A 21957-nucleotide genomic window follows, 5' to 3' on the forward strand; every position below is an offset into this window, starting at 1 on the left:
GCGCGGTTCAAAGGTGTTCGTTTCGGCGTCGGGCGGGCGCGGCCCCGTCGCGTCCGGCGGCGCGTTCGACTCCCTCCACGACCTCCCCGTCATACTGTGGTGGTCACGTCGGCTCTGTGAAATGTTGCCGGAAGTGGTGCGTTTAGTTCGCTCGCCCGCCCGGTCTATCATGAATGAAGAAACAGTTACTCGTGACGGACTTCCTCGACCGGGCCCGGACGTACTACGGCGATTACGAGGCCGTCGTCGGCGTCGACGGCGAGCGCTTCACCTACGCGGAGTTCGGCGAGCGGGTGGACAGGTTTTCGGCGGCGCTACAATCCCGCGGCGTCGAGAAGGGCGACCGGGTCGCGGTGCTCGACCCCAACACGCACTGCCACCTCGAAGCGGCCTTCGGCGCGATGCAGTGCGGCGCGCTTCACGTCCCGCTGAACTACCGGCTCACGACGGAGGACTACGAGTACCTGCTTTCGGACTCCGGCGCGAGCGTGGTCTACGCAGACTACCAGTACGCGGGGAAAATCGAGGCCGTCCGCGACGACGTGCCCGCCGAGGTGTTCGTGACGAACGACCCCGCCGCCGTCGACGGCGACTGGCTCGACTTCGAGGCGTTCCTCGACGAGGCCGACGCCGACGACTACGAGCGCCCCGAGATGTCCGAGGACGAACTCATCACCATCAACTACACCTCGGGGACGACCGGCGACCCGAAGGGCGTCTGCCGGACCCACCGCACCGAGTCGCTCCACGCCCAACTGGTGACGATTCACCACCACATCGCCGACGACGACGTGTATCTGTGGACGCTCCCGATGTTCCACGTCAACGGCTGGGGCCACATCTACGCCGTCACCGGCCGCGGGGCGAAACACGTCTGCACCCGCGGGGTCGACGCCGAGCGGGTGTTCGACGCCATCGCCAACGAGGACGTGTCGTTCTTCTGCTGCGCGCCCACCGTGCTGTCCATCCTGCGCGAGTACGCCGAGGAGCACGACCCGGCGTACGCCGGCGACAACCCGGTCCGCGTGACCGCCGCCGGCAGCGCCGCCCCGAGCGCGACGATTCGCCACACCGAATCGGAGTTCGGCTGGGAGTTCACGCAGCTGTACGGTGCGACCGAAACCGGCCCGCTCATCGCCACCTCGGACGCGAACCGGCTCATCCCCGACGAGGGCGGCCTTCGCTTCTCGCTCAAACAGCGGCAGGGCGTCGCGCCGCTCGGGACCGACCTGCGCGTCGTCGACGACGATGGCGAACAGGTCCCGCGCGACGACGCCAGCATCGGCGAGGTGGTCGTCCGCGGCAACCAGGTGATGGAGCAGTACTGGAACAAACCCGACGAGACCCACGACGCGTTCAACGACCGCCTCGAAGGCTGGTACCACACCGGCGACCTCGCGGTCGTCAACGAGGACGGGATGATAGCGATTCAGGACCGCAAGAAGGACATCATCATCTCCGGCGGCGAGAACATCTCCTCGGTCGAACTGGAGGACGCGCTGTTCGACCACGACGCCGTCGGCGACGTGGCGGTCATCCCCGCGCCGTCCGACAAGTGGGGCGAGACGCCCAAGGCGTTCGTCGTCCCCGCGAACGGCGACGTGGAGAACCCCGGCGTCACCGCCGAGGAACTGACCGAGTACACCCGCGACCGCCTCGCCGGCTACAAGGCCATCCGCGAGTTCGAGTTCGTCGAGGAGATTCCCAAGACCGCGACCGGCAAGATTCAGAAGTACGAACTCCGCAAGCGCGAGTGGGACGACGAAGAGCGGATGGTCGGACAGGGGTAGGCCGCGACGGCGCGTCGACCACTCGCTCGCCCGGCCGTCTTCGACTCCCGTCCCTCGAAACTCCGACCGTTCGCCCGCAAGATATTATTGGCTCTCTGAATATCTCCCATTTAACATGTCTCCCCCGAGTTCAGGGGGCACCGCCGCCGGCGCGATTCTCTACGTCGCGGCCGACGGCGTTGTCTCCGATTCGGTCGTCTCGGCGCTCCGGGACGCCTTCGAGCGTCCGGTCGAGCGCGCCGAGAGCGCCGCCGCCGCGCGCGCGGCGCTCGCCGACCGGTCCGTCTCCTGTCTCGTCGCCGCCGCGGACCTCCCCGACGGTCTCGAACTCGATGCGCTCGCCTCGCCGGACGACTCCCCCGCCGGGTTCCCGGTGGTCGTCTACGCCGCCGCCGGAAACGAGGCGTTCGCCGCCCGTGCGGCCTCGGTCGGCGTCGACGACTATCTGGTCCGCGACGACGCCGACGACTCCCACGCGGCGCTCGTCGAGTCGGTCCGGTCGCTCTCCGACCGGGACGAAGCCGGCCGCCGCCCCGAGACCAAAAGCTACCGCGTCATCGTCGAGGCGATGGAAGACGGCGCGTTCGTCCTCGACGAGGACCGCCGCGTCGAGTACGTGAACCCCCGAATCGAGGAGATAACGGGGCACGCCTCCGAGGCGCTCCGCGGCGAGCAGTTCGAGTCGCTCGTCGACGCCGGGCTGTTCCCCGCCGACGAGTACGAGCGCTACCGCGACGCCGTCTCGCGTGTGCTCTCGGAGGGCGTCACCGAGCGCCTCGACGTTCGGTTCGTCGACGCCGACGGCGACCCGCGGCTGTTCGAACTCTCGTTGTCTCCGGCCGGCGACGGCGAGCGAGTGACCGGCGTCGTCGGCATCCCGCGGGACGTGACCGACCGAGAGGTCGCCACCACCCAGCGCGGCGAACTGCTCGAACGCATGACGGACGCCTTCTTCGCCCTCGACGCCGACTGGCGGTTCGTCTACCTCAACGACCGCGCGAGAGACGTCTTCGGCGAGGTCCGAGAGCCCGACCTCGGCGAGTGCATCTGGGACCTGCTCCCCTCGCCCGCCGCCGACACCGAACTGTACGAGAAGTACCACGAGGCGATGCGGACCCAGGAGCCGGTGACGTTCGAGACCTTCTCCGAGCCGTACGACGGCTGGTTCGAGATTCGGGCGTACCCCTCGCCGTCGGGGCTGTCGGTCTACTTCCGCGACGTGACGACGCGGAAGCGCTACCTTCAGGCGCTCGAATCGACCAACCAGCGCCTCGAAACGGTGTTGCAGAACCTGCCGGTCATCCTCTCGGCGTTCGACGCCGAGGGCGTGTTCACCATGTCCGAAGGGGCCGGACTGGAGTCGCTCGGCCGCGAACCCGGCGAGGTGGTCGGTCGCTCCGCGTTCGACCTGTACGACGACACGCCCGCGGCCACCGACGCCATCGCCCGCGGCCTGTCGGGCGAGGCGGTCGACACCAGAATCGAGTACCGCGGCTCGATTTACGACGCCTGGTACCGCCCCGTCTTCGACGACGACGGCGAGGTGTCGGAACTCCTCGGCGTCGCCATCGACGTCACCAACCGCGCGCGGCTCGAAGACGGTCTCCGGTCCCTGCAAGCGGTCACGCAGGACTTCATCCTCACCGAGAGCGTCGAGGAGGTCGCGGCGCTCGCGGCCGACGCCGTCCCCGAACTCGTGACCGACGCCGAGGCCGCCGTCTGGCTCGCCGACGACCACGGTTCCCTGTCGCCGGCCGCCTCGACCGCGGGCCAGTTCGACTCGGAGGCGCGAACCGAGACGTCTCCGGGCGGCTTCGAGTCCGAGACCGTCACCCGGGTCGACGCGGTGGCGTTCGACGACCGGCTTCTTCCCCCCGAATCCGACGCGGCGTCGGTCCTGCGCGTCCCGCTCGGGAGCCACGGCCTCCTCGTCGTCTCGACCGCCGACGCGTTCCTCGACGCCGACGAGGACCTGCTCGAACTCCTCGGGTCGACGGTCACCTCCGCGCTCTCGGGAACCGTCCGCGAACAGGAGCTTCGCAACCGCGAGGCGGACCTCGCGGCGGCCAACGAGCGGCTCGACGACTTCGTCTCCATCGTCGCCCACGACCTCCGTAACCCGCTCGCTGTCGCCACCGGCTACCTCGACCTCGGGATGGAGTCGGGCGAACGGGAACACCTCGAACGCGCCGCCAACGCCGTCGACCGGATGTCCAAGCTGGTCGATGACCTCCTCGACCTCGCCCGCCAGCGGACGCCCGTGCTCGACGCCACGCCCGTCGACCTCGCGCGCGTCGTCGACCACGCGTGGCGCTTCGTCGACACCGGGGACGCGACGCTCGTCCGCGAGGAACTGTTCGTCGTCGACGGCGACGACGGCCGCCTGCTCAGGCTCTTCGAGAACCTGTTTCGGAACTCGGTCGAGCACGGCTCGACGGGCAGTCGGGACTCTCCCGACGACGCCGTAGAACACGGCACGCCCCCCGACGAACCGCTCACCGTCCGCGTCGGCTCGCTCGACGACCGCACCGGCTTCTACGTCGCGGACAACGGCGCCGGAATCCCCGAGAACATCCGCGAGCGGGTGTTCGACCACGGCTACACCACGACGCCGCGGGGAACCGGCTACGGCCTCGCAATCGTCGACGACATCGCCGACGCCCACGGCTGGTCCGTCTCGCTCGGCGAGTCGGCCGAGGGCGGCGCGCGGTTCGAGTTCGTGACCCAACCCGTGCGGGCGGCGACCGGGTCGGCGGAGACCGACGAGTGACACACACGATATCTGTCGCCGAGGGCGCGTCCTCGATACCGGCCGTGCCGAGCCACGGCGCTCTCGACTCGGCCGGAAAGTGACGACTCGGCTTCACGATGCCGCGCTTGGTTCGCTTTCCGCACCAATCACCATTTGAGCACCCCCCGACTAGCTTGGCGTATGTGCCACGACTGCGACCGAACCGTCGCTCGTCGGACCGTGTTGTCCGCTGTCGGTGCCGCGGGCGTCGCCGCTACGGCGGGGTGTCTGGGCGGCAGCGGAACCGACGGCGGCGGCGACGCTCCCGAGGCAATCGCGTTGACCGGCGGCGAACAGTGCGACGCCTGCGGGATGGTCATCGACCAACACCCCGGCCCCGCCGGGCAACTGTTCTACGCCGACCACAGCCCCGAGGGCCACGACAATCCGGCGCGGTTCGGTAGCGCTTGGGAGACGCTTTCCTACGCGCTGGACCGCGAGGACGACGGGTGGAATCGCGCCGGCGGCTACCTCACCGACTACAGTTCCGTCGACTACGACCTGTTCGACGACGGCGGGAAGACGTTCATCTCCGCGCACCTCGACCCCGACGCGTTCGCGCCGATGGACGACCTCGTCTACGTCGTCGGCACCGAGGTCAACGGGTCGATGGGCCGCGATTTCGTCCCGTTTTCCGACGACGGCGACGCCGAGGCCTTCGCCGACGCGCACGACGGAACTGTCTACGAGCGCGACGAGATATCTCGCGACCTCATCGCCCGGCGCTGAGGGCTCAGACTCTCTTTTTCGGTCGTTCTCGATTCCTTAGATTCGGAAATCACGCTCCATTTATATACCCTCAACGGTCGTTCGTTCATTTGTTAGGTGAAAGACAATGGCCGCTAACTCACAAATCGAGATGCTGGGGAACAGAATGGACTTCGACTACTCGCAGGGCGCGACGGGCTACGTCCTCGTGCTGACTCGCCTCATCACCGGCTACTGGTTCCTCCACGCCGGCGTGACGAAGATCGTCGGCGAGCCGTTCAGCGCCGCGGGCTACCTCGCGAACGCCCCCGCCGCGTCGCCCCTCCAGGGCTTCTTCGCGTGGGCCGCCGCGACCCCGTGGCTCCTCGACTTCACGAACTTCATGGTTCCGTGGGGTGAGGCCCTCATCGGTCTCGGACTCCTCGTGGGTGCACTCGTCCGGCTCGCCGCCTTCTTCGGCGGCGTCCTGATGGTGTTCTTCTACCTCGGGAACGCCGACTGGGCCCACGGCGTGGTCAACGGCGACCTGTTCGGCCTCATGATGTTCGTCATCGTCGGGACGCTCGCGGCGGGCCGCATCCTCGGCCTCGACGCCATCATCGAGAAGATGGAGTTCGTCCGACAGCGCCCCGCGCTCAAGTACCTCCTCGGCTGAGCGGGACATCTTTCCCCGCGCGGCCCTGTCGGTGCGCCGCGGTGACCCACCAACGCCACCGCACCCGGCGCGCTTCGACAAGAACTGCGAGACGAGACTGATTTTCGTGGTGTTACTGCTTTTCGCTGAGCCGATGGCGTTTGCCGGGACGACCGCTCGGACTTCTACTTATAGCTGTCGCCGAGTTGCGGCCGCCCGCACTCGATAGCTCGGTTATATGCTCCTGTCGGGTGACCGCTACGTTGCCGCATGTCCCCTGACGACTCTCGGCCCTCCACAGGCTCGACGCGACGACAGTTCCTCGCCACGGGAACCGCCGCGGCGGCCGCGTCGCTCTCCGCGCTGACTGCCGGTTGCCTCTCGGACCTTCCCCCGCTCGGCGGTGCCCAGCGCTACGGTCGCCTTGAGATCCCCTCGACGCCTGCCCCGGCGTATCGGCGCTGGCTCCCCGCACCGTCGAGCGTCGAGCGCCCGCCCGACAGATACTATTTCAGTTCGTCTCGGAAGCCGAGGATGCGGCCCGAAGCTCCGCCGCTCTTCGTCACCCGGCAGGCGCACGACAAGGCGGCGCTGGACTACTTCGGCATCGGTTTCGACCGATACGACCATCTCGTGGACTCGGTCTTCGGGAGCGTAATCGAGGCATCTTTCGAGCGCTCGTCCGTCGGTCAGACGCTCACCGAAAGCGGATACGACCGGTCCGGTGCGTACCGCGGCTACGACGTGTTCGACCGCGACGACGGTCCCCGCCGGGTCGCCGTCGGCGACGATACCATCGTGTTCACGAGCGCGAACCTCCACGACGAACCGAATCTGGAAGCCCTCGTCGATACTGGCGCAGGCGAGCGACCCCGGTACCACGAGATCGACTCCGACTTCGAGCAGTTGACCGCGGCGGCCGGCGGGCCATCTCACGTCGGCGTCAACACGACGATTCACGGCCCTACGGGACGACCAGCGATGCTCGCCGACGGCTTTCGGTTCGACCGCGAGAACGTCTATCAGGTCGTCCACTACCAGTACACGACCGACCGCGTTCCCACGAAAGAGGCGATCGAATCGGAGTTCAGGCGAGAGCACTATCGCTTCGCCGACGCCGCCGAGACCTTCGACGTGTACATCGACGGCCGGCTCGCCACGGTCGAGACGCGCGTGCCGCTCCGGCCCGACGGCGAAATCGACCCGCGGTACCGGCTTCCGCAGGTGACGTGGGGGTTGGCCTACGACGAGGCGACCGACTGCGTTACGGTACGCCACGAGGCAGGCGAGACCGTCCCCGCTGACCGACTCTTCTACGACCTCTCTCTTCCCGAAGCTCCCGGGCGCGTCGAGAAAAAGCCGCTCTGGCCGGGAGCCGAGACGGTCGCGCCCGGCGCGGAGGCAACTATCGACCTCAGCGACTCTCCCGGTGCCGACCGAGCAAGCGTCGTGTACTCGATAGGCGGCACGCACTTCACCGTCCTCTTCGGCCGCGAACTCGGCGGTGAGACCGATGCGTGACGCTGTCTCGTGCGCCCGGGTCGGCCGCTTTCGACACCGCTGTTCTCCCCCGTGCCAGCCTTCCGTTCCCCCTCACCGGCCTCACCTCCCGCCGCGCCCACCGTTTTCTCCGAGCGGCGGTACGACTGGCTTCGATTTCCACACCAGCGATGAGACACAGCACCTATGGACGAGTCGGATGACCCGTAGAGACGAGATGGCAGACGTCGACCTGGCGACCGTCGTCGCGCTCCTCGACGACGAGCACGTACGGTCGATTCTGGTGGCGACAAGCGAGTCGCCGCGGTCGGCGAAGGAACTCAGCGAGCGGTGCGGGCTTTCGACCTCGTCTATCTACCGCCGTCTCGACCGGCTCGTCGACGCGGATCTCGTCGCCGAGCGGACGCGACCCCGGGCCGACGGTCACCACGAAACGGCGTACGTCTCCCAACTGGACCGGTTCGAGGTGACGGTCCGCGGCGGCGACCTCTCGTGGGAACTCGACCGCCGGAGCGACGACGTGGCCGACCAACTGACGCGCATGTGGGGGAAGTTCTGATGGCGCTCCCCGGCTTCGGCACTCCCATCGGACTCCTCGCCGGCGGCGCGGCGACGCTCTCCGCACTCGTCGGCCTCTACATCGGCTATCAGGCCTACCGCGGCCTCCGACGGAACGACGAGCGGTCGATGCGGTGGCTCTCGGTCGGCATGATTCTCCTGTTCGGCGTCACCTACACGCTCGCGGTCGCGGGACAGGGTCTCGTCGCGTTCCGCCTCGTTCCCATCCACTTTCAGGGGGTCTTCCGGCTGCTCGTCAGACTGACGCAACTCGCTGGATTGGGCTGTATCGCCTACTCACTCCGTATCGCGACGGGCCGGTAGGCGTCAGTTTCCACCCGGGTCTCGGAATTGACTACTTCCTGTCGAGCCTGCTGAGGCCCTGCCAAATCGCCTCGATGAGCCGCGCTTCTCCGTCGGGTTCGCCCGTCGGGTCGCCCGCTCCCGCCGTCTCGCTCTCGCCCGCCGTCTCCCCGCCATCAACGTCGTCCCAGCCGCGGGCGATGGCGTCTTCGAGGACGGAAAGCGAGTGGTTCTCGAAGTTGTTCATGCCTCTGAACGATTCGAGCGCCTCCGCGGCCTCGTCGTCGAACTCGTCGCTCGGCGTCCCGTCGTAGAAGCCGAGTTCGGAGAGCGTTTCGAGCACCGCCTCGGCCGTCTCGCCGGACAGCGACCGAGTTTCTGCGGGCGATTCGCGCTCCAAGAGCGTGATGTCGTACAGCTTGAACACGCGTTCGAGCTCGTCTATCGGGCGGTCGTGGTCGTCGACGCGCACGTCGACCCAGCGGTCGTTGCCGCCGTCGTAGCCCCCCTCGGGCTTGGCGATGTACATCGCCGCGGACTGCTCGCCGCGCTTGTCGCCGCCGGCGTCGTTGCCGGCGTGGAGCGCCGCGAGCAGGCGTTCCGGGAGCCCGCCGTCGGTCGTCTCGAACGCCTCGGCCATCGCGTCGAGCGTCGCCTCGTTTTCGAGGATGTTCCCCTGGACGGTGTAGTGCTCTCCTTGGATGTCGCCGGCCACGTCGAAGCACTCGTCGCCGGTGAAGGCCGCGACGCTCCCGTCGGCCCCCACGACGCCGACCTGTCTGCTCGGGGCCTCGTCGTCGGCGTCGGTCAGTTCGGCGACGACTTCCTCGGCCGAGCGCCCCTCACGCAGGAGGTCCAATCCGTCGGGACCGTAGGCGACGTTCGCGAAGCTCTGGGTGGCGATTGCGCCGGCGTCCGCGCTGACGAACGGGACGACGGAGCCGACGCTCACGAACTTCGATTGGACGGCCACGCCGACGGCGTCCTGTTCGGGGTCGCGGGCGACGATGGAGAAGGTCGACGGTCGCGGTGTCATGGTCGGAACCGACGGACGCCGGGCGAATAAGGGTTCAGGTGACCGGGCGGAGCGCCCGCTCGGTCACGCCGAGATACGGTCGATGTGCGAGTCGATTGCCGCCCGGAGCGACTCGATTGACTCGTCGGGCTCGAACACCGTCACCCGGCGGGCGCGCGTCCCGGTCAGAATCGAGAGGAACAGTTCGGCCTCGGCGTCGGGGTCGATGGCCTCGAACTCGCCGGCCTCGATTCCGCGGACGAGGATGTCCCGTAGGTGCGCCGTCAGTTCGTCGTCGATGTGGCGGTACTCCGCTCGATAGGCCTCGTCGTGCCGGGCGTTCATCCGGAGTTCGAACATCGACAGTTGGAGCCGATAGGCCTCCTCGGAGAGCGTCTCGGGCAGGAGCGCGTCGACCAGCGTTTCGAGTTCCTCCCTCGGTGTGCGGTCCCCCCGCGGGAGGCCGTCGAGGAACTCCGCCAGGACGTAGTCGAGGAAGTCGACCAGTAGCTCGTCTTTCCCGTCGTAGTGATAGTACAGGAGCGCCTTGCTGTTCTCGAACTCGTCGGCGATGTCCTGCGTCGTCAGGTTGCCGTAGCCGCGTTTCTGTAGCGCCCTGTACGTCGCCTCCATGATTCGCCGCTTCGCCGGCTCCAACTCCTCGGCGCGCCCGTCCTGCGTCATGCTCCGGCCGTTCGCGTTCGACGGACGTGTCGCTTTCGGGTCGTCGCGGGGAGTTCCGACGGCCGGAGGTCCGAAGGAACTTTGTGCTTTTAGGCCAGCCTAAAATCATGACAGGCGACGACAGTCACGGACCCGAACCGACGCGGCGGCGGTATCTCAAGTACGGTGGCGCGGTCGCCGCCGGCGGATTACTCGCCGGTTGTGCGGGCGGTTCGACGGAGTCGCTAACCACTGGGTCTGCGGACACAGACGCGTCGGGGGACCGGACCGCGACCACGACGACGACTTCCACCGAGACGGAGACGACGACCGACGACGAGGCGGACGGCGGTTCGTACTCGGTGTCGATGGCCCCCGTCGGTGAGGTCGAGTTCGACGCCGTACCGGAACGCGCCCTGACCTACTACCCGGTGTCGGCCGACGCGACGGTCGCCTTCGGCCACGGCGATGCCATCACCGGTATCGGCTACGATAAGGAACTGTTCGGCAACACGGTCGATTACTACTACGACGCGCTCGACGGCGTGGACTTCGAGTGGGAGGACCTCGGCCGCGTCACGCCGGCGTCGAACCCGAACGCCCTCGACAGGGAACTGTTCTACGAACTGGATAGCGACGTTCACTTCCTCGACCCGGCGCTCCTCCGGAGTTCCTCCTTCGACTGGACCGAAGACGAGGTCGCGTCAATCGCGTCCGACGTGGGTCCGTGGTTCGGCAACTACTACAGTCGGACGAACGCCGAACCGCCGGAACCCTACCGCGACCGCTACGAGTACTACACGCTGTGGGAGTACCTCGGTCACATCGCGGCGGTGTTCCGGGAGGAGGCGCGCTACCGGGCGTTTAAGTCGATCCGGGACGACCTCGTCGCCCGAATACAGGCCGACCTCCCACCGGCGTCCGAGCGGCCGTCGCTCGCCGTCGTCGCCTACACCGGCGGGACGTTCTGGCCGTACGACTTCACGCAGGACGGTTACCTCTGGGCGCACCTTCGACCGTTCGGGATGCCGAACGCCTTCGCGGCCACCGACGCCGAGACCGGGTCGGGCGGGTCGTACGACTACGAGGCGATGGTCGAGACCGCGCCCGACGTCGTCCTCCGGTACTGGGGGACCGCGCTCGGCGACTCGTTCCGCTCGAACCGCGAGGAGGTGCTTTCCGACCCGCTCGCGGACGAGGTCCCCGCGTTCCGCGACGGCCGGTACTTCCCGTCCGGAAACGGGATGCAGGGGCCGATTATGAACCTGTTCCAGTTGGAGATGACCGCCAAGCAGCTCTTTCCCGACCGCTTCGGCGCGTGGCCCGGCTACGGCGACGGAGAGTCGTACCCCGAGATTCCGGCGGGCGAACGGCTGTTCAACCGCGGCCGCGTCGCCGACGTCGTCACCGGCGAGTTCTGACGGCCGCCCGAGTGACTGCCGGTCGAACCAGTTCGAAATCGGGATACGGACCGCCGATGGCGAGGCGGTGCCGTGCCGCGACCACGTGGGCCATCTGCCCTACGAGAGCGAGGAGTTCCGCGGTTCGGCCGGCATCCTCCGGGACCTCTCCGGCGAGCGGGTCCGCCGGGACGAACTCGCGCGCGACGAGCTCTTCACCGAGTCGGCGACGGTCGCGGGTTTGTCCGCCCGGCGACGGCGAAGCGACGACTGACGCCCGCGTCGCCGCTTACAATTTCTAAAATTTTCACACTTTTCGGACGGCTACGTTCGGTTCGTCAGCCGTTTTCGGCTCACGGCGGGCGTCTGCACATCGCTTAAGAACCCCTCCGAGAGTTAGACACTCATGGTCACGAATCGCATCACCGTGTCGCTGGACGAGGACGCCCAGTCGGCGCTCGACGGCCTCGCCGGTCGGACCGACAAGGCGCAGAGCGAACTCGTCCGCGAGGCGCTCGTCTTCTACGCGGCCAACTTCGAGGCGGCGACAACCGACGCCGGCCCGAACCTCGAAGCCTACCACCAGATGCTGTCGAGCGGCGAGCACGTCCTCCTCGACGTGGACTTCCTGCACACGTTTCTCGACTACGTCGAGGACGCCGACGGCGACCCGGACCCGGAGTTCCTCGACGCCGTCGACCGGGTCGCGGCGTTCCACGCCCACGAGTACCGCGACCGGTTCGAGTCGCTGGGCGAACTCCTCGACTGGCTGTCGTTCTGCGGCTTTCTCACGGTCCGCGCCTCCGAGGGAGACACCTTCCACGTCGTCTTCCCCACCGAGTCGGTCAAGTGGTTCATGTCGCGGTTCATCGCGCTCAGCACCGAGCAGTCGCCGTTCGACATCGAGGTCGAAGCGGGCGTCTCGAAGGTGCTTCTCACCGAGGTCCGGTGAGGGTCGCGTCCGGCGCGGACCCGAACCGGACGCCGGTCCCCCGAACCAGTCGCCGGTCCGGACCCGCCGCTGACTTCATACTCGTTCATACTCGTTCACACGCACTCTCCCCGCCGTACACGCCGTTCTCAACCGGGATTTATCAACCAGAGTTTGATACGTCAATCCACCTCACAGGGAGAACCATGAACTTCATCGAACGTCTGAAATCTATCGGCCCGGGCGCGATGGTCGCCGCCGCGTTCATCGGCCCCGGCACGGTCACGACCGCGAGCGTGACGGGCGCTCGATTCGGCTACGCGCTCGTCTGGACCATCGCCTTCTCGATAGTCGCCACTATCGTCTTACAGGAGATGAGCGCCCGACTCGGCCTCGTCTCCCGCGAGGGGCTCGGCGAGGCGCTCCGCGAGCAGTTCGACAGCCCCGCGCTGTCGGGGCTGAGCATCGCCCTCGTCGTGAGCGCCATCGGCATCGGCACGGCCGCCTACGAGACCGGGAACATCCTCGGCGGCGCGGCCGGGTTGGAGGGCCTGACCGGAATCAGCGCCAACCTCTGGGGGCCCGCGATGGGCCTCGTCGCCGGCGTCCTCCTGTGGTCCGGCAAGTACAAACTCATCGAGAAAGCGCTCGTCGGCCTCGTCTCCGTCATGGCCGTCTCCTTCCTCATCGACGCCATCCTCATCGGCCCCGACCTCGGCGCGCTCGCCCGCGGGTTCGTCCCGAGCGTTCCGCAGGGGTCGGCGTTCCTCATCACCGGCCTCATCGGGACGACCGTCGTCGGCTACAACCTCTTTCTCCACGCCGGGAGCGTCCAAGAGCGGTGGGCCGGCCCCGAGGAGTTGAACGAGTCGCGGGCCGACACGGTCCTGTCTATCGTCCTCGGCGGCTTCATCACCATCTCGATTCTCGTCACCGCCGCGGCGGCGTTCCCCGTCGGGACGAACATCCAGAACGTGAGCACGATGGCCGAACAGCTCGAACCCCTCGTCGGCACGCAGGCGAAGGTGTTCTTCGGCATCGGGCTGTTCGCCGCGGGCTTCACCAGCGCGACGACCGCTCCGCTGGCCGGCGCGTACGCGACTGCGGGGGCGCTCGGCTGGGACACCGACCTCAAGTCCACGAAGTTCCGCGCCGTCTGGGGCTCGATTCTGCTCGTCGGCATCGTCTTCTCCGCGGTCGGCTACAGCCCCGTGCAGGCCATCGTCTTCGCGCAGGTCGCAAACGGCGTCCTGCTTCCCATCGTCGCCGTCTTCCTCATCTACGTGATGAACGACCGCGACATCCTCGGGTCGTACGCCAACTCCACGCTCCAGAACGTCGTCGGCGGGCTGGTGACGCTCGTCGTCGTCTGGCTCGGTCTCCGAACGCTCTATACGGTCGCCGCCGATATGGGGGTGTTCTGATGGACGCAGAGACGCGAATCGGCGTCGACGTCGGCGGCACCTTCACCGACGTGGCGCTGTTGACTCCCGAGGGACGGCTCGTCACCGCGAAGGTCCCGAGCACGGACGACCAGAGCGTCGGCGTCGTCCGCGGCATCGAGAAGGCCTGCGACGACGCCGGCATCGACCCCGCCGAGGTGGACGCGTTCACCCACGCGATGACCGTCTCGGTCAACGCGCTCCTCGAAGACGACGGCGCGACGACCGCGCTCGTCACCACCGAGGGTTTCCGCGACGTGCTCGAAATCGGCCGGCAGGCCCGCCCCGACCTCTACGACGTGACCGCCGACAAGCCCGACCCGCTCGTCCCGCGCCGCCGCCGGTTCGAGGTGACGGAGCGCGCGACGGTCGATGGCATTCAGACCGAAGTCGACGAGTCGGAGGTCCGCGCGCTCGCCGACGACATCCGCGACGCCGGCGCAGAGAGCGTCGCCGTCTCGCTCCTGCACGCCTACCAGCACCCCGAAAACGAGCGCGTCGTCGCCGACGTGCTCCGCGAGGAACTCGACGCGCCGGTGTCGGCGTCCCACGAGGTGCTCGCCGAGTTCCGCGAGTTCGAGCGCACCTCGACCACCGCGGTCGACGCCTACGTGACGCCCGCAATCGACAGCTACCTCGGTCGCCTCGAATCCCGCGCGGCCGACCTCGGCGTCCCGGTTCCCGAAATCATGCAGGCCAACGGCGGCATCGCCCCGGCCTCGACGGTGCGCGAACACGCCGTGACGACCACGATGTCCGGGCCGGCCGCGGGCGTCGTCGGCGCGGCGGAGACTGCGACCGGGTCCGGCGACGACCTCGCCGGCCTCGTCACCTTCGACATGGGCGGCACCTCCAGCGACGTGAGCCTCGTCCGCGACGGCGAGGTCGAGCGGACCACCGACGCCGAAATCAACGGCCGACCCATCAAGACGCCGATGGTTGACGTGAACACCGTCGGCGCGGGCGGCGGCTCTATCGCGTGGGTCGACTCGGGCGACGCACTCCGGGTCGGGCCGCGCTCGTCGGGCGCGAACCCCGGCCCGGCCTGCTACGGCCGCGGCGGCACCGACCCGACCGTGACTGACGCGAACGTCGTCCTCGGCTACATCGGCGGCAGTTCCGCTCTCGGCGGCGAACTCTCCCTCGACGTGGACGCCGCCCGCGACGCGCTCGCCGGACTCGCCGACGGGGCCGGACTGGACGACGCGCTCGCGGCCGCCCGCGGCATCTACCGCGTCGCCAACGCCAACATGACGCGGGCGATTCGCGCCGTGACCGTCGAGCGCGGCCACGACCCGCGGCAGTTCGGCCTCGTCGCCTTCGGCGGTGCCGGCCCGATGCACGCCGCCGCCCTCGCCGACAGCCTCGACATCGAGACCGTGGTGGTCCCGCGGGCCTGCGGCGTCCTCTCGGCGTACGGCCTGCTCGCGGCCGACCAGAAACACGACTCGGTGCGGACGCTCCGCCGCCCGCTTTCCGACCTCGACGGGGAGGCGGTCGACGCCGCCTACGCCGACCTCGAAGCCGACACGCTCGACGACGTGGCCGACCCCGACGAGGCGACGGTCCGGCGCGCCGCCGACCTCCGGTACGTCGGCCAGAGCTTCGAACTGACCGTCCCCGTCGGCGAGGCGTTCGACGCCGAGGCGGTCGAGGCGCGGTTCCACGAGGCACACGAGAGCGCCTACGGCTACCGCCTCGACGACCCGGTCGAACTCGTCAACGTCCGGGCGACCGCCGTGGTCGAGCGCGACCCGCTCGACGTGACCTACCGCGGCGGCGGCGACGCCCGCAAGGACACCCGCGAGGCGTTCTTCGACGGCGTGTTCCGCGAGACGCCCGTCTACGACCGCGACGGCCTCGGTGCGGGGGCGACCGTCGAGGGACCGGCCATCCTCGAACAGCACGAGAGCACCGTCGTCGTGCCCCCGGCGTGGGGCGGGACGGTCGGGGCCGACGGGACGCTCGTCCTGACCAGCGGGGGTGACGGCGAATGAGCGACCGCGAGGTCGACCCCGTGACGCTCGAAATCATGCGCAACCAGTTCGAGAGCGTCGCCGAGGAGATGGGGCAGGTGCTCATCACCTCGTCGTACTCGCCGAACATCAAGGAGCGCCGCGACTGCTCGACGGCGCTGTTCGACGCCGACGGCCGCCTCGTCGCGCAGGCCGAACACATCCCGGTCCACCTCGGCGCGATGCCCGAGGCCGTGGAGACGGTCCTCGACTACGACCCGGAACCCGGCGACGTGTTCGTCCTCAACGACCCCTTCGAGGGCGGGACGCACCTCCCCGACGTGACGATGGTGTCGCCGCTCGCGGTCGACGGCGAGGTGCTCGGCTACGCCGTCTCGCGGGCGCACCACGCCGACGTGGGCGGGATGACGCCCGGCAGCATGCCCGCCGGCGCGCGCGAAATCTATCAGGAGGGGCTTCGACTCCCGCCGGTCAGACTCGTCGCCGGCGGCGAGACCAACGACGACGTGCTGTCGCTCCTCCTCGCCAACGTCCGCAACCCCGGCGAGCGCCGCGCCGACATCCGCGCGCAACTCGCGGCGAACGAGCGCGCCGAGGAGCGACTGGCCGACCTCGTCGCGGAACACGGTCGAGCCCGCGTCCTCGCGGCGTTCGACGCCGTGATGGACTACTCCCGGAACCGCGTCACCGCGGAACTGCGCGACCTGCCCGACGGCGAGTACCGCGCCAGCGACGTGCTCGAAGGCGACGGCGTGACCGACGAGGACATCCCCATCGAGGTGACCGCGACGGTCGACGGCGACGCCGTCGCGTTCGACTTCGACGGCACGGCCGACCAGGTCGCCGGCAACGTCAACGCGCCGCTCGCGGTCGCCAAGAGCGCGGTGTACTTCGTCGTTCGCTGCGTCACAGACCCCGAAATCCCGCCGAATCAGGGCTGTTACGACCCCATCTCGGTCGAGGTTCCCGATGGCTCGCTCCTCAACCCCGACGCGCCCGCGGCGGTCGTCGGCGGCAACGTCGAGACGAGTCAGCGCGTGACCGACGTGGTCTTCTCGGCGCTCGCCGACGCGGCCCCCGAGCGCGTCCCCGCGCAGGGACAGGGGACGATGAACAACCTGACCATCGGCAGTCGCGCCGGCGGGTCGGACGGCTTCACGTACTACGAGACCATCGGCGGCGGCTTCGGCGGCCGCGCCGGCGGCGACGGCATGGACGGCGTGCAGGTCGGGATGACGAACACGCTCAACACGCCGGTCGAGGCGCTGGAAGCCGAGTACCCGCTTTTCGTCGAGGCGTACGGCCTCCGCGAGGGAAGCGGCGGTCGCGGCGAGTTCCGCGGCGGCCTCGGCATCGTCCGGTCGGTCACCGTCGAGGCCGACGCGACCGTCTCGCTTCTCACCGAGCGCCGGCGGGTCGCCCCTCGCGGCATCGCCGGCGGCGAGGACGGAGCGACCGGACAGAACCTCGTCGACGGCGAGACGGTTCCGTCGAAGACGACCCGCGACGTGCCCGCCGGCACGACGGTCACGGTTCGGACGCCGGGCGGCGGCGGCTACGGCGACCCCGACGACCGCGATGCCGACGCGCGCCGCCGGGACCGCGAGGACGGCAAGGCGGAGTAGCAACCGAAGGTGGTTGTGGCGGTCTCTGACCGCCTTTACACGCGAGAATTAGTTATTCTGGCACTGTTGACGCCTGCAGTCGCTGAGTGTTTGTCGAGTTCATGCTGAATAGAGCGCGCAGCATCCAGCGTACGAGATGAAACGTGAAAAGGACAATTTCTAAACACGCTCGCCCCTCTTTTTCAGTATGCCCTCCGAAACGGCCGAAAAACTCCAGTCAATCCGTACCCAAACGGACCTCCAGACGTTGATTCATGCCCTCGCACTGATTGTACTTGCTGATATTGGGTACTTCGTTTCCGATGGTAACGAACACTTCTTCCTGTTTGCCACAGTTGGAATTGTTGGTGGTATCATCGCCGTTAGTGCCGCCATCTCTGTCATACGCCGATTCTGATTCCGCCGGCCGTCGTTTGCAATGCTACGCGGACGCGTCCGTCGGGTTGGATTGACGTCCTTTGGTGATGCTGAACGCGCCCTCTCTGTGTCACCCGTATTCTGTTAGATTCTGGTGTGGTTAACAGAGCCGGATGACATTATAGACAACTGATTGGTCTGGTGTTTGATATTGGCGAAACGCTGATTTTGGAGTGCCTTTGGGTACTATCTGAATATAGTACGAGAAGATGAGGGCAACTAGGAGACAAATTTCATAATTTGTAAAATTTGTAGAAATCCCACAAACACATATCAACGTTCAGTAATCGATAACCGTTATCTCCTCGACGGGCCACTGGCTGAGCAGTTCGACGCCGTCGTCGCGGACGACGACCATCTCCTCGACGCGGACGCCCTGTCTCCCCGCCGGTTCCTGTGTCTCGACGGCCATCGTCATCCCCGCCTCGATTTCGATGGGGTGGTCCGGCGAGAGGCCGCGCCAGATGAGCGGTACTTCGTACAGTTGGAGGCCGAGGCCGTGGGCCCAGTGGTTGGTCGTCAACTGCCAGTGGTCGTCCGCGCCGTACCAGTCGGCGTGTTCGCCCGCCATGTCCGGGAACGCCGCCGCGATTTCGTCGGTGGTCTTCCCCGGCTCGATTTCGTCGAGGACGGCGTAGAGGTTGTCGCGGGCCGTCTCGTAGGCGTCGCGCTGTTCGTCGGTCGGTTCGCCCATCGAGAAGGTCCGGTAGTAACACGACCGGTAGCCGAGGTAGCCGACGTTGTAGAAGTCGGCGTAGACGAGGTCGCCGGGGCGAATCAGTCGGTCCGTCGTGTTCGCTTGGTGCTTCGGCCACGTGTTCGGCCCCGACGTGAGATAGCCGCCCTGCGCCATCGCGCCGTGCCGCCAGAGTTCGCGGACGGCGTCGCCCCACACCTCCGACTCCCGCGCGCCCGGCTTCGCGTTCTCGACGATGGCCTGGAAGCCCGCCTCGCAGATGGCCGCGACCTGTCGCAGACATTCGATTTCGTCTTCGGTCTTGGTCTTTCGGGCGTCCTCCATCACCGCCGCGCACTCGGCCGGCCGGGCGTCGATGCCCTTCGATTCGAAGGCGTCGAGCAGTCCCGCGTGGCCGGTGTCGATGCCCATCGCCTCGTTCGCGAGGCCGTACTCATCGAGGGCGTCGACGACGGTCTGGGCCATCTTGTCGAGGAGGAACGACCGGGCCGAGTCGCGGCCGGAGGCCCGCGGGACGTTCCCCAGTCCGGGACAGGCGTAGCGAACGTCGGTCAGCCACGGGCAGTTGTACCGCTGGTTGCTCGCGTGGTCGGCGGTGTCCCAGTGGACGACCGTGCCGTCTTCCAGAAGCAGCGAGTAGTGGTCCGCGCCCGACCCGCCGGTCATCGCCAACCCGGTCACGTACCGGATGTTCGGGTCGTCGATGAGGAGCATGCTCCCGAGGCCCGCCTCGCGCATCCGCGAGAGGGCGCGGTCCTTCCGCTCCTCGCGCATCCGCTTTACGTCGATGCGCTGTTCCCAGTCGACGGCCATCGTCCCGCGGGTCCCGCTCATGAACCCCCGCTCGTGGAAAGGCATACGCCCACCACTCGTGACTATCACATTAATTTGTTGTAGATGGGCGTTGCGAACACACCTCATGATTTATTGTCTCATACGTGAATCGACAGGTGTACGCATGTACAAGCACGTAGCCCTGCTTGTCCGCAAGGCGGGGATGAGTCACGACGAGTTCGTCACGTACTGGCAGGACAACCACACGCCCATCGCCCGCGACATCGAGGGCGTCGTCCGCTACCAGACGGTCCTCCCCGTCGACCCCGAGGCCTCCGAGTTCGACGGTCTCGCGGAACTCTACTTCGACGACCTCGACGCCCTCCACGACGCGCTCGGCAGCGAGGGGTCTCGCGACTACGACCCGGCCAAAGGGAAGGCAAGGGAGGCGAGAGCCGACGTGGACAACTTCCTCGACGTCGAGCGACGCCCCCGAATCATCGGCGAAGAGGTCGTCGAGAAAGACGAGACCGGCGGCGACACGACGGACCTCTACAAGCACTCGGCGTTTCTCGTCCGCAAAGCCGGGATGAGCCACGACGAGTTCCTCGACCACTGGGCGAACACCCACGTCCCTCTCGCCCGCGAGATTCCCGGCGTGGTCCGGTACGCCCGCGTCGTCCCGACCGACCCCGAACGCGCCGAGTTCGACGGCGTCGCAGAACTCTACTTCGAGAGCCTCGACGCGCTCCGCGCGGGCCTCGGCCACGAGTCCTCGCGCGACTACGACCCCGACCACCCGAAGGCGAAAGCGCCCCGCGAAGACGTTGACAACTTCCTCTCCATCGGGGACCGCCCGCGGTTCGTCGGCCGCGAGACGGTTCAGAAAGACGCGAGTGGGGGCCGCTGAGCGATGTCGCACGACTACCGCGCGCAGGTCGAGGCCGCCTTCCCCGAACTCGACGACATCGAGGACGACGGCCTCCGCGACCGGGTCAGAGAGGCCTGGTGTCTCGGTCTCGCCCGCGGCGGTTGGCGCGACATCGAAGACATCCCCTACGCGTGGAACATCCACGAGGTGACGAACGTCGAGCACGTCCGCGGCGTGACGCGAATCGCCGTCCGCGCCGCCGAGGAACAGCGGGATTTCCACGGCGCGGACCCGGAGTTCGACGTGGTCCGCGCGGCCTGCCTCCTCCACGACGTGGGCAAGTGCTACGAGTACGTCGATTTCGTCGACGACGACGTGCTCGACGACCCCAACCCGGAGTACGCCAGCGGGGAGATTCCGCACTCGCTTTCGGGCTACGCCCTCGCCCACGAGGTCGGCTGTCCGCTCGCGGTCCAGCGGGCCATCCCCCACTTCATCGGCGAGATTCCGACCCGGACGCTCGAAGCCGAACTCGTCAAGAGCGCGAACTCGGCGTCCTCGAACGCCATCACGCAGGCCGCGATGGGAATCAGCTTACAGGAGTGGGTCGAAGAGTACTCCCAGACGCAGTAGTGCGACAGCAGTTCCCGCGGCAATCGTCACCACAGCTATTATCCCGTCCTTCGTAGCTCGCGCCGATGTACGAACACGTCAACCTCGCGGACTATCTCACGCCCGCCGAGCGCGAGCGCTACGACTCGGGCGAGAGCCTCGTCGACCTGCTGTCGCCCGACGACATCCGCGACCTGCTGGACGGTCCCGAGACCGAGGGTGCCGGCGACGTTCGGCGGCCGTGACCGGCTCCGCGGCGACGTTTCGGCCGGTCGGACCTTGGCCCGTCGGGTCTCGGCTCAGACCGGCTCCAACCCGTTTTCCTTCCGAAGCACGTTGAGGTAGTCGCGGAACCCGGCTTCGAGGTCGTACTCCGGGTCGTAGCCGAGGTCGGCTTGCGCCTTCGTCATGTCGAGTTCCTGGGTCCACGGGAGTTCGCCCTCGTCGGAGACCGTGAGGTCGGCGTCGGGGAGGAGCCGCCGGACCGTCTCCGCGGCCTCGCGAATCGTCGCCAACTCCCCGCGGACGTTGTAGACGCGTTGGGTGAGGTCGTCTTCGGGCGCGAACGTCGCCTTGCGGAACGCCTGCGCGATGTCGCGGACGTGTTGCCAGTCGATGACCTGGTCGCCGTAGTCGACGCTGAAGGGCTCGCCGAGCGCCGGTTTTTCGACGATGTTCGCGAGGAACGCGGACCCACCGGTCTCGCGGTACGGGCCGTAGGCGACCGTCGGTCGGAGCGCGACGTGCGAGACGCCGAAGTCCTCGTAGTACACTCGGGCCTGATGCTCGTTGTACTCCTTGGTCGCCCCGTAGAGCGTATCGGGGTAGACGAGGTCGGACTCGGTCACGAAGTCGCCGCCGTAGTTCGCGGGCGGGGCGTACACCGCCGCCGACGACGCCCACGCGACGCGCTCGACCTGCTCGGGGAGGGCGCGCGCCGCCTCGAAGACGTTGTTCGTCCCTTGGACGTTCACGTCGAGCGCGGCCCGCGGGTTATCCCGCGCCGTCGTCGTCAGGAGCGCCGCGAGGTGGACGATGTGCGTCGCGCCGGTCTCTCGCACCGCCCGGAACACGTCAGTCGGGTCGGTCACGTCGCCGCGGCGTATCGTCACGTCGTCGGCGACGCCGAGTCTGTCGAGGATGTGCGGGTCGGTCGAGCGGTCGTAGGCGACCACGTCGTGGTCGGCCGCGGCGAGGTCCGACGCGACGTACGAGCCGATGAAACCGGTCCCGCCCGTAACCATCACGGT

21 protein-coding genes are annotated in these 21957 nt (G+C 67.8%); 17 read left to right on the forward strand and 4 right to left on the reverse strand.

What is annotated here, in order from left to right; genetic code table 11:
* Nucleotides 1–173: 173 nt before the first annotated feature.
* The 7 genes from NDI65_RS14020 (at nucleotide 174) to NDI65_RS14050 (ending at nucleotide 8305) form a co-directional block, all read left to right on the forward strand.
* On the forward strand, nucleotides 174–1790 hold the full coding sequence (locus NDI65_RS14020) for a long-chain-fatty-acid--CoA ligase (protein ID WP_310893761.1): 1617 nt from the start codon (nucleotides 174–176) through the stop codon (nucleotides 1788–1790).
* Nucleotides 1791–1905: 115 nt separating this feature from the next.
* Nucleotides 1906–4560, forward strand: coding sequence for a PAS domain-containing protein (locus NDI65_RS14025; protein WP_310893762.1), 2655 nt, complete (start codon nucleotides 1906–1908; stop codon nucleotides 4558–4560).
* 162 nt (nucleotides 4561–4722) lie between these two features.
* Entirely contained in the window at nucleotides 4723–5310 is a 588-nt protein-coding gene (locus NDI65_RS14030) for a nitrous oxide reductase accessory protein NosL (protein ID WP_089780794.1), read from the forward strand.
* 145 nt (nucleotides 5311–5455) lie between these two features.
* Entirely contained in the window at nucleotides 5456–5944 is a 489-nt protein-coding gene (locus NDI65_RS14035; RefSeq protein WP_089780796.1) for a DoxX family protein, read from the forward strand.
* A gap of 249 nt (nucleotides 5945–6193) precedes the next feature.
* On the forward strand, nucleotides 6194–7444 hold the full coding sequence (locus NDI65_RS14040; protein WP_089780798.1) for a hypothetical protein: 1251 nt from the start codon (nucleotides 6194–6196) through the stop codon (nucleotides 7442–7444).
* A gap of 196 nt (nucleotides 7445–7640) precedes the next feature.
* Nucleotides 7641–7982: a winged helix-turn-helix domain-containing protein gene (locus NDI65_RS14045; RefSeq protein WP_089780800.1), complete on the forward strand. Its 342-nt coding sequence runs from the start codon at nucleotides 7641–7643 to the stop codon at nucleotides 7980–7982.
* Nucleotides 7982–8305 carry a hypothetical protein gene (locus tag NDI65_RS14050; RefSeq protein ID WP_050460310.1) on the forward strand — a complete coding sequence of 108 codons (324 nt, stop codon included), beginning with the start codon at nucleotides 7982–7984 and terminating at the stop codon, nucleotides 8303–8305. The genes NDI65_RS14045 and NDI65_RS14050 overlap by 1 nt, the downstream gene beginning before the upstream one ends.
* Before the next feature lie 31 nt (nucleotides 8306–8336).
* On the opposite strand, the gene NDI65_RS14055 is transcribed toward NDI65_RS14050, so the two are convergent.
* Both NDI65_RS14055 and NDI65_RS14060 read right to left on the reverse strand, forming a co-directional pair.
* Nucleotides 8337–9320, reverse strand: coding sequence for a DUF1028 domain-containing protein (locus NDI65_RS14055; protein ID WP_089780802.1), 984 nt, complete (start codon nucleotides 9318–9320; stop codon nucleotides 8337–8339).
* Nucleotides 9321–9383: 63 nt separating this feature from the next.
* Nucleotides 9384–9983, reverse strand: coding sequence for a TetR/AcrR family transcriptional regulator (locus NDI65_RS14060; RefSeq protein ID WP_089780804.1), 600 nt, complete (start codon nucleotides 9981–9983; stop codon nucleotides 9384–9386).
* A gap of 107 nt (nucleotides 9984–10090) precedes the next feature.
* On the opposite strand from NDI65_RS14060, the gene NDI65_RS14065 reads away from it, so the two are divergent.
* The 7 genes from NDI65_RS14065 (at nucleotide 10091) to NDI65_RS14095 (ending at nucleotide 17733) form a co-directional block, all read left to right on the forward strand.
* Entirely contained in the window at nucleotides 10091–11383 is a 1293-nt protein-coding gene (locus tag NDI65_RS14065) for an ABC transporter substrate-binding protein (RefSeq protein WP_310893763.1), read from the forward strand.
* Nucleotides 11384–11468: 85 nt separating this feature from the next.
* Complete coding sequence (locus NDI65_RS14070) at nucleotides 11469–11636, forward strand: hypothetical protein (protein WP_167344158.1); 168 nt, start codon at nucleotides 11469–11471, stop codon at nucleotides 11634–11636.
* Between the two features lie 132 nt (nucleotides 11637–11768).
* Complete coding sequence (locus NDI65_RS14075) at nucleotides 11769–12314, forward strand: ribbon-helix-helix protein, CopG family (protein ID WP_089780811.1); 546 nt, start codon at nucleotides 11769–11771, stop codon at nucleotides 12312–12314.
* Between the two features lie 185 nt (nucleotides 12315–12499).
* Nucleotides 12500–13717 (forward strand): Nramp family divalent metal transporter, encoded by a 1218-nt coding sequence (locus tag NDI65_RS14080; protein ID WP_089780813.1) that lies wholly within the window; start codon nucleotides 12500–12502, stop codon nucleotides 13715–13717.
* Nucleotides 13717–15732: a hydantoinase/oxoprolinase family protein gene (locus NDI65_RS14085; protein ID WP_089780815.1), complete on the forward strand. Its 2016-nt coding sequence runs from the start codon at nucleotides 13717–13719 to the stop codon at nucleotides 15730–15732. The genes NDI65_RS14080 and NDI65_RS14085 overlap by 1 nt, the downstream gene beginning before the upstream one ends.
* Nucleotides 15729–17336, forward strand: a complete 1608-nt coding sequence (locus NDI65_RS14090; protein ID WP_310893764.1) for a hydantoinase B/oxoprolinase family protein — start codon at nucleotides 15729–15731, stop codon at nucleotides 17334–17336. Before NDI65_RS14085 ends, NDI65_RS14090 begins: the two co-directional genes overlap by 4 nt.
* A 187-nt stretch (nucleotides 17337–17523) precedes the next feature.
* Nucleotides 17524–17733 (forward strand): hypothetical protein, encoded by a 210-nt coding sequence (locus tag NDI65_RS14095; protein ID WP_050460302.1) that lies wholly within the window; start codon nucleotides 17524–17526, stop codon nucleotides 17731–17733.
* Between the two features lie 300 nt (nucleotides 17734–18033).
* On the opposite strand, the gene NDI65_RS14100 is transcribed toward NDI65_RS14095, so the two are convergent.
* On the reverse strand, nucleotides 18034–19308 hold the full coding sequence (locus NDI65_RS14100) for a M24 family metallopeptidase (RefSeq protein WP_089780819.1): 1275 nt from the start codon (nucleotides 19306–19308) through the stop codon (nucleotides 18034–18036).
* A 100-nt stretch (nucleotides 19309–19408) separates the two neighbouring features.
* On the opposite strand from NDI65_RS14100, the gene NDI65_RS14105 reads away from it, so the two are divergent.
* From NDI65_RS14105 to NDI65_RS14115, 3 genes are all read left to right on the forward strand, one after another.
* The gene (locus tag NDI65_RS14105; protein WP_089780821.1) at nucleotides 19409–20134 is read left to right on the forward strand and encodes an EthD family reductase; all 726 of its coding nucleotides are present in this window, start codon (nucleotides 19409–19411) and stop codon (nucleotides 20132–20134) included.
* Nucleotides 20135–20137: 3 nt separating this feature from the next.
* Nucleotides 20138–20728, forward strand: a complete 591-nt coding sequence (locus NDI65_RS14110; protein WP_089780823.1) for an HD domain-containing protein — start codon at nucleotides 20138–20140, stop codon at nucleotides 20726–20728.
* A gap of 65 nt (nucleotides 20729–20793) precedes the next feature.
* Nucleotides 20794–20952 carry a hypothetical protein gene (locus NDI65_RS14115; RefSeq protein ID WP_167344157.1) on the forward strand — a complete coding sequence of 53 codons (159 nt, stop codon included), beginning with the start codon at nucleotides 20794–20796 and terminating at the stop codon, nucleotides 20950–20952.
* A 54-nt stretch (nucleotides 20953–21006) separates the two neighbouring features.
* On the opposite strand, the gene NDI65_RS14120 is transcribed toward NDI65_RS14115, so the two are convergent.
* Nucleotides 21007–21951, reverse strand: a complete 945-nt coding sequence (locus NDI65_RS14120) for an NAD(P)-dependent oxidoreductase (RefSeq protein WP_193310973.1) — start codon at nucleotides 21949–21951, stop codon at nucleotides 21007–21009.
* Nucleotides 21952–21957 lie beyond the last annotated feature (6 nt).

The sequence above is a fragment of the Haloferax sp. S2CR25 genome (assembly GCF_031624535.1).
GTDB classification, from domain to species: domain Archaea; phylum Halobacteriota; class Halobacteria; order Halobacteriales; family Haloferacaceae; genus Haloferax; species Haloferax massiliensis.

Excerpts from the sequence above, each read along its gene's own strand:
- NDI65_RS14020 (WP_310893761.1), top strand. The coding sequence starts at position 174 with ATGAAGAAACAGTTACTCGTGACGGACTTCCTCGACCGGGCCCGGACG.
- NDI65_RS14025 (WP_310893762.1), top strand. The coding sequence starts at position 1,906 with ATGTCTCCCCCGAGTTCAGGGGGCACCGCCGCCGGCGCGATTCTCTAC.
- NDI65_RS14030 (WP_089780794.1), top strand. The coding sequence starts at position 4,723 with ATGTGCCACGACTGCGACCGAACCGTCGCTCGTCGGACCGTGTTGTCC.
- NDI65_RS14035 (WP_089780796.1), top strand. The coding sequence starts at position 5,456 with ATGGACTTCGACTACTCGCAGGGCGCGACGGGCTACGTCCTCGTGCTG.
- NDI65_RS14040 (WP_089780798.1), top strand. The coding sequence starts at position 6,194 with ATGTCCCCTGACGACTCTCGGCCCTCCACAGGCTCGACGCGACGACAG.
- NDI65_RS14045 (WP_089780800.1), top strand. The coding sequence starts at position 7,641 with ATGGCAGACGTCGACCTGGCGACCGTCGTCGCGCTCCTCGACGACGAG.
- NDI65_RS14050 (WP_050460310.1), top strand. The coding sequence starts at position 7,982 with ATGGCGCTCCCCGGCTTCGGCACTCCCATCGGACTCCTCGCCGGCGGC.
- NDI65_RS14055 (WP_089780802.1), bottom strand. The coding sequence starts at position 9,320 with ATGACACCGCGACCGTCGACCTTCTCCATCGTCGCCCGCGACCCCGAA.
- NDI65_RS14060 (WP_089780804.1), bottom strand. The coding sequence starts at position 9,983 with ATGACGCAGGACGGGCGCGCCGAGGAGTTGGAGCCGGCGAAGCGGCGA.
- NDI65_RS14065 (WP_310893763.1), top strand. The coding sequence starts at position 10,091 with ATGACAGGCGACGACAGTCACGGACCCGAACCGACGCGGCGGCGGTAT.
- NDI65_RS14075 (WP_089780811.1), top strand. The coding sequence starts at position 11,769 with ATGGTCACGAATCGCATCACCGTGTCGCTGGACGAGGACGCCCAGTCG.
- NDI65_RS14080 (WP_089780813.1), top strand. The coding sequence starts at position 12,500 with ATGAACTTCATCGAACGTCTGAAATCTATCGGCCCGGGCGCGATGGTC.
- NDI65_RS14085 (WP_089780815.1), top strand. The coding sequence starts at position 13,717 with ATGGACGCAGAGACGCGAATCGGCGTCGACGTCGGCGGCACCTTCACC.
- NDI65_RS14090 (WP_310893764.1), top strand. The coding sequence starts at position 15,729 with ATGAGCGACCGCGAGGTCGACCCCGTGACGCTCGAAATCATGCGCAAC.
- NDI65_RS14095 (WP_050460302.1), top strand. The coding sequence starts at position 17,524 with ATGCCCTCCGAAACGGCCGAAAAACTCCAGTCAATCCGTACCCAAACG.
- NDI65_RS14100 (WP_089780819.1), bottom strand. The coding sequence starts at position 19,308 with ATGCCTTTCCACGAGCGGGGGTTCATGAGCGGGACCCGCGGGACGATG.
- NDI65_RS14105 (WP_089780821.1), top strand. The coding sequence starts at position 19,409 with ATGTACAAGCACGTAGCCCTGCTTGTCCGCAAGGCGGGGATGAGTCAC.
- NDI65_RS14110 (WP_089780823.1), top strand. The coding sequence starts at position 20,138 with ATGTCGCACGACTACCGCGCGCAGGTCGAGGCCGCCTTCCCCGAACTC.
- NDI65_RS14115 (WP_167344157.1), top strand. The coding sequence starts at position 20,794 with ATGTACGAACACGTCAACCTCGCGGACTATCTCACGCCCGCCGAGCGC.
- NDI65_RS14120 (WP_193310973.1), bottom strand. The coding sequence starts at position 21,951 with ATGGTTACGGGCGGGACCGGTTTCATCGGCTCGTACGTCGCGTCGGAC.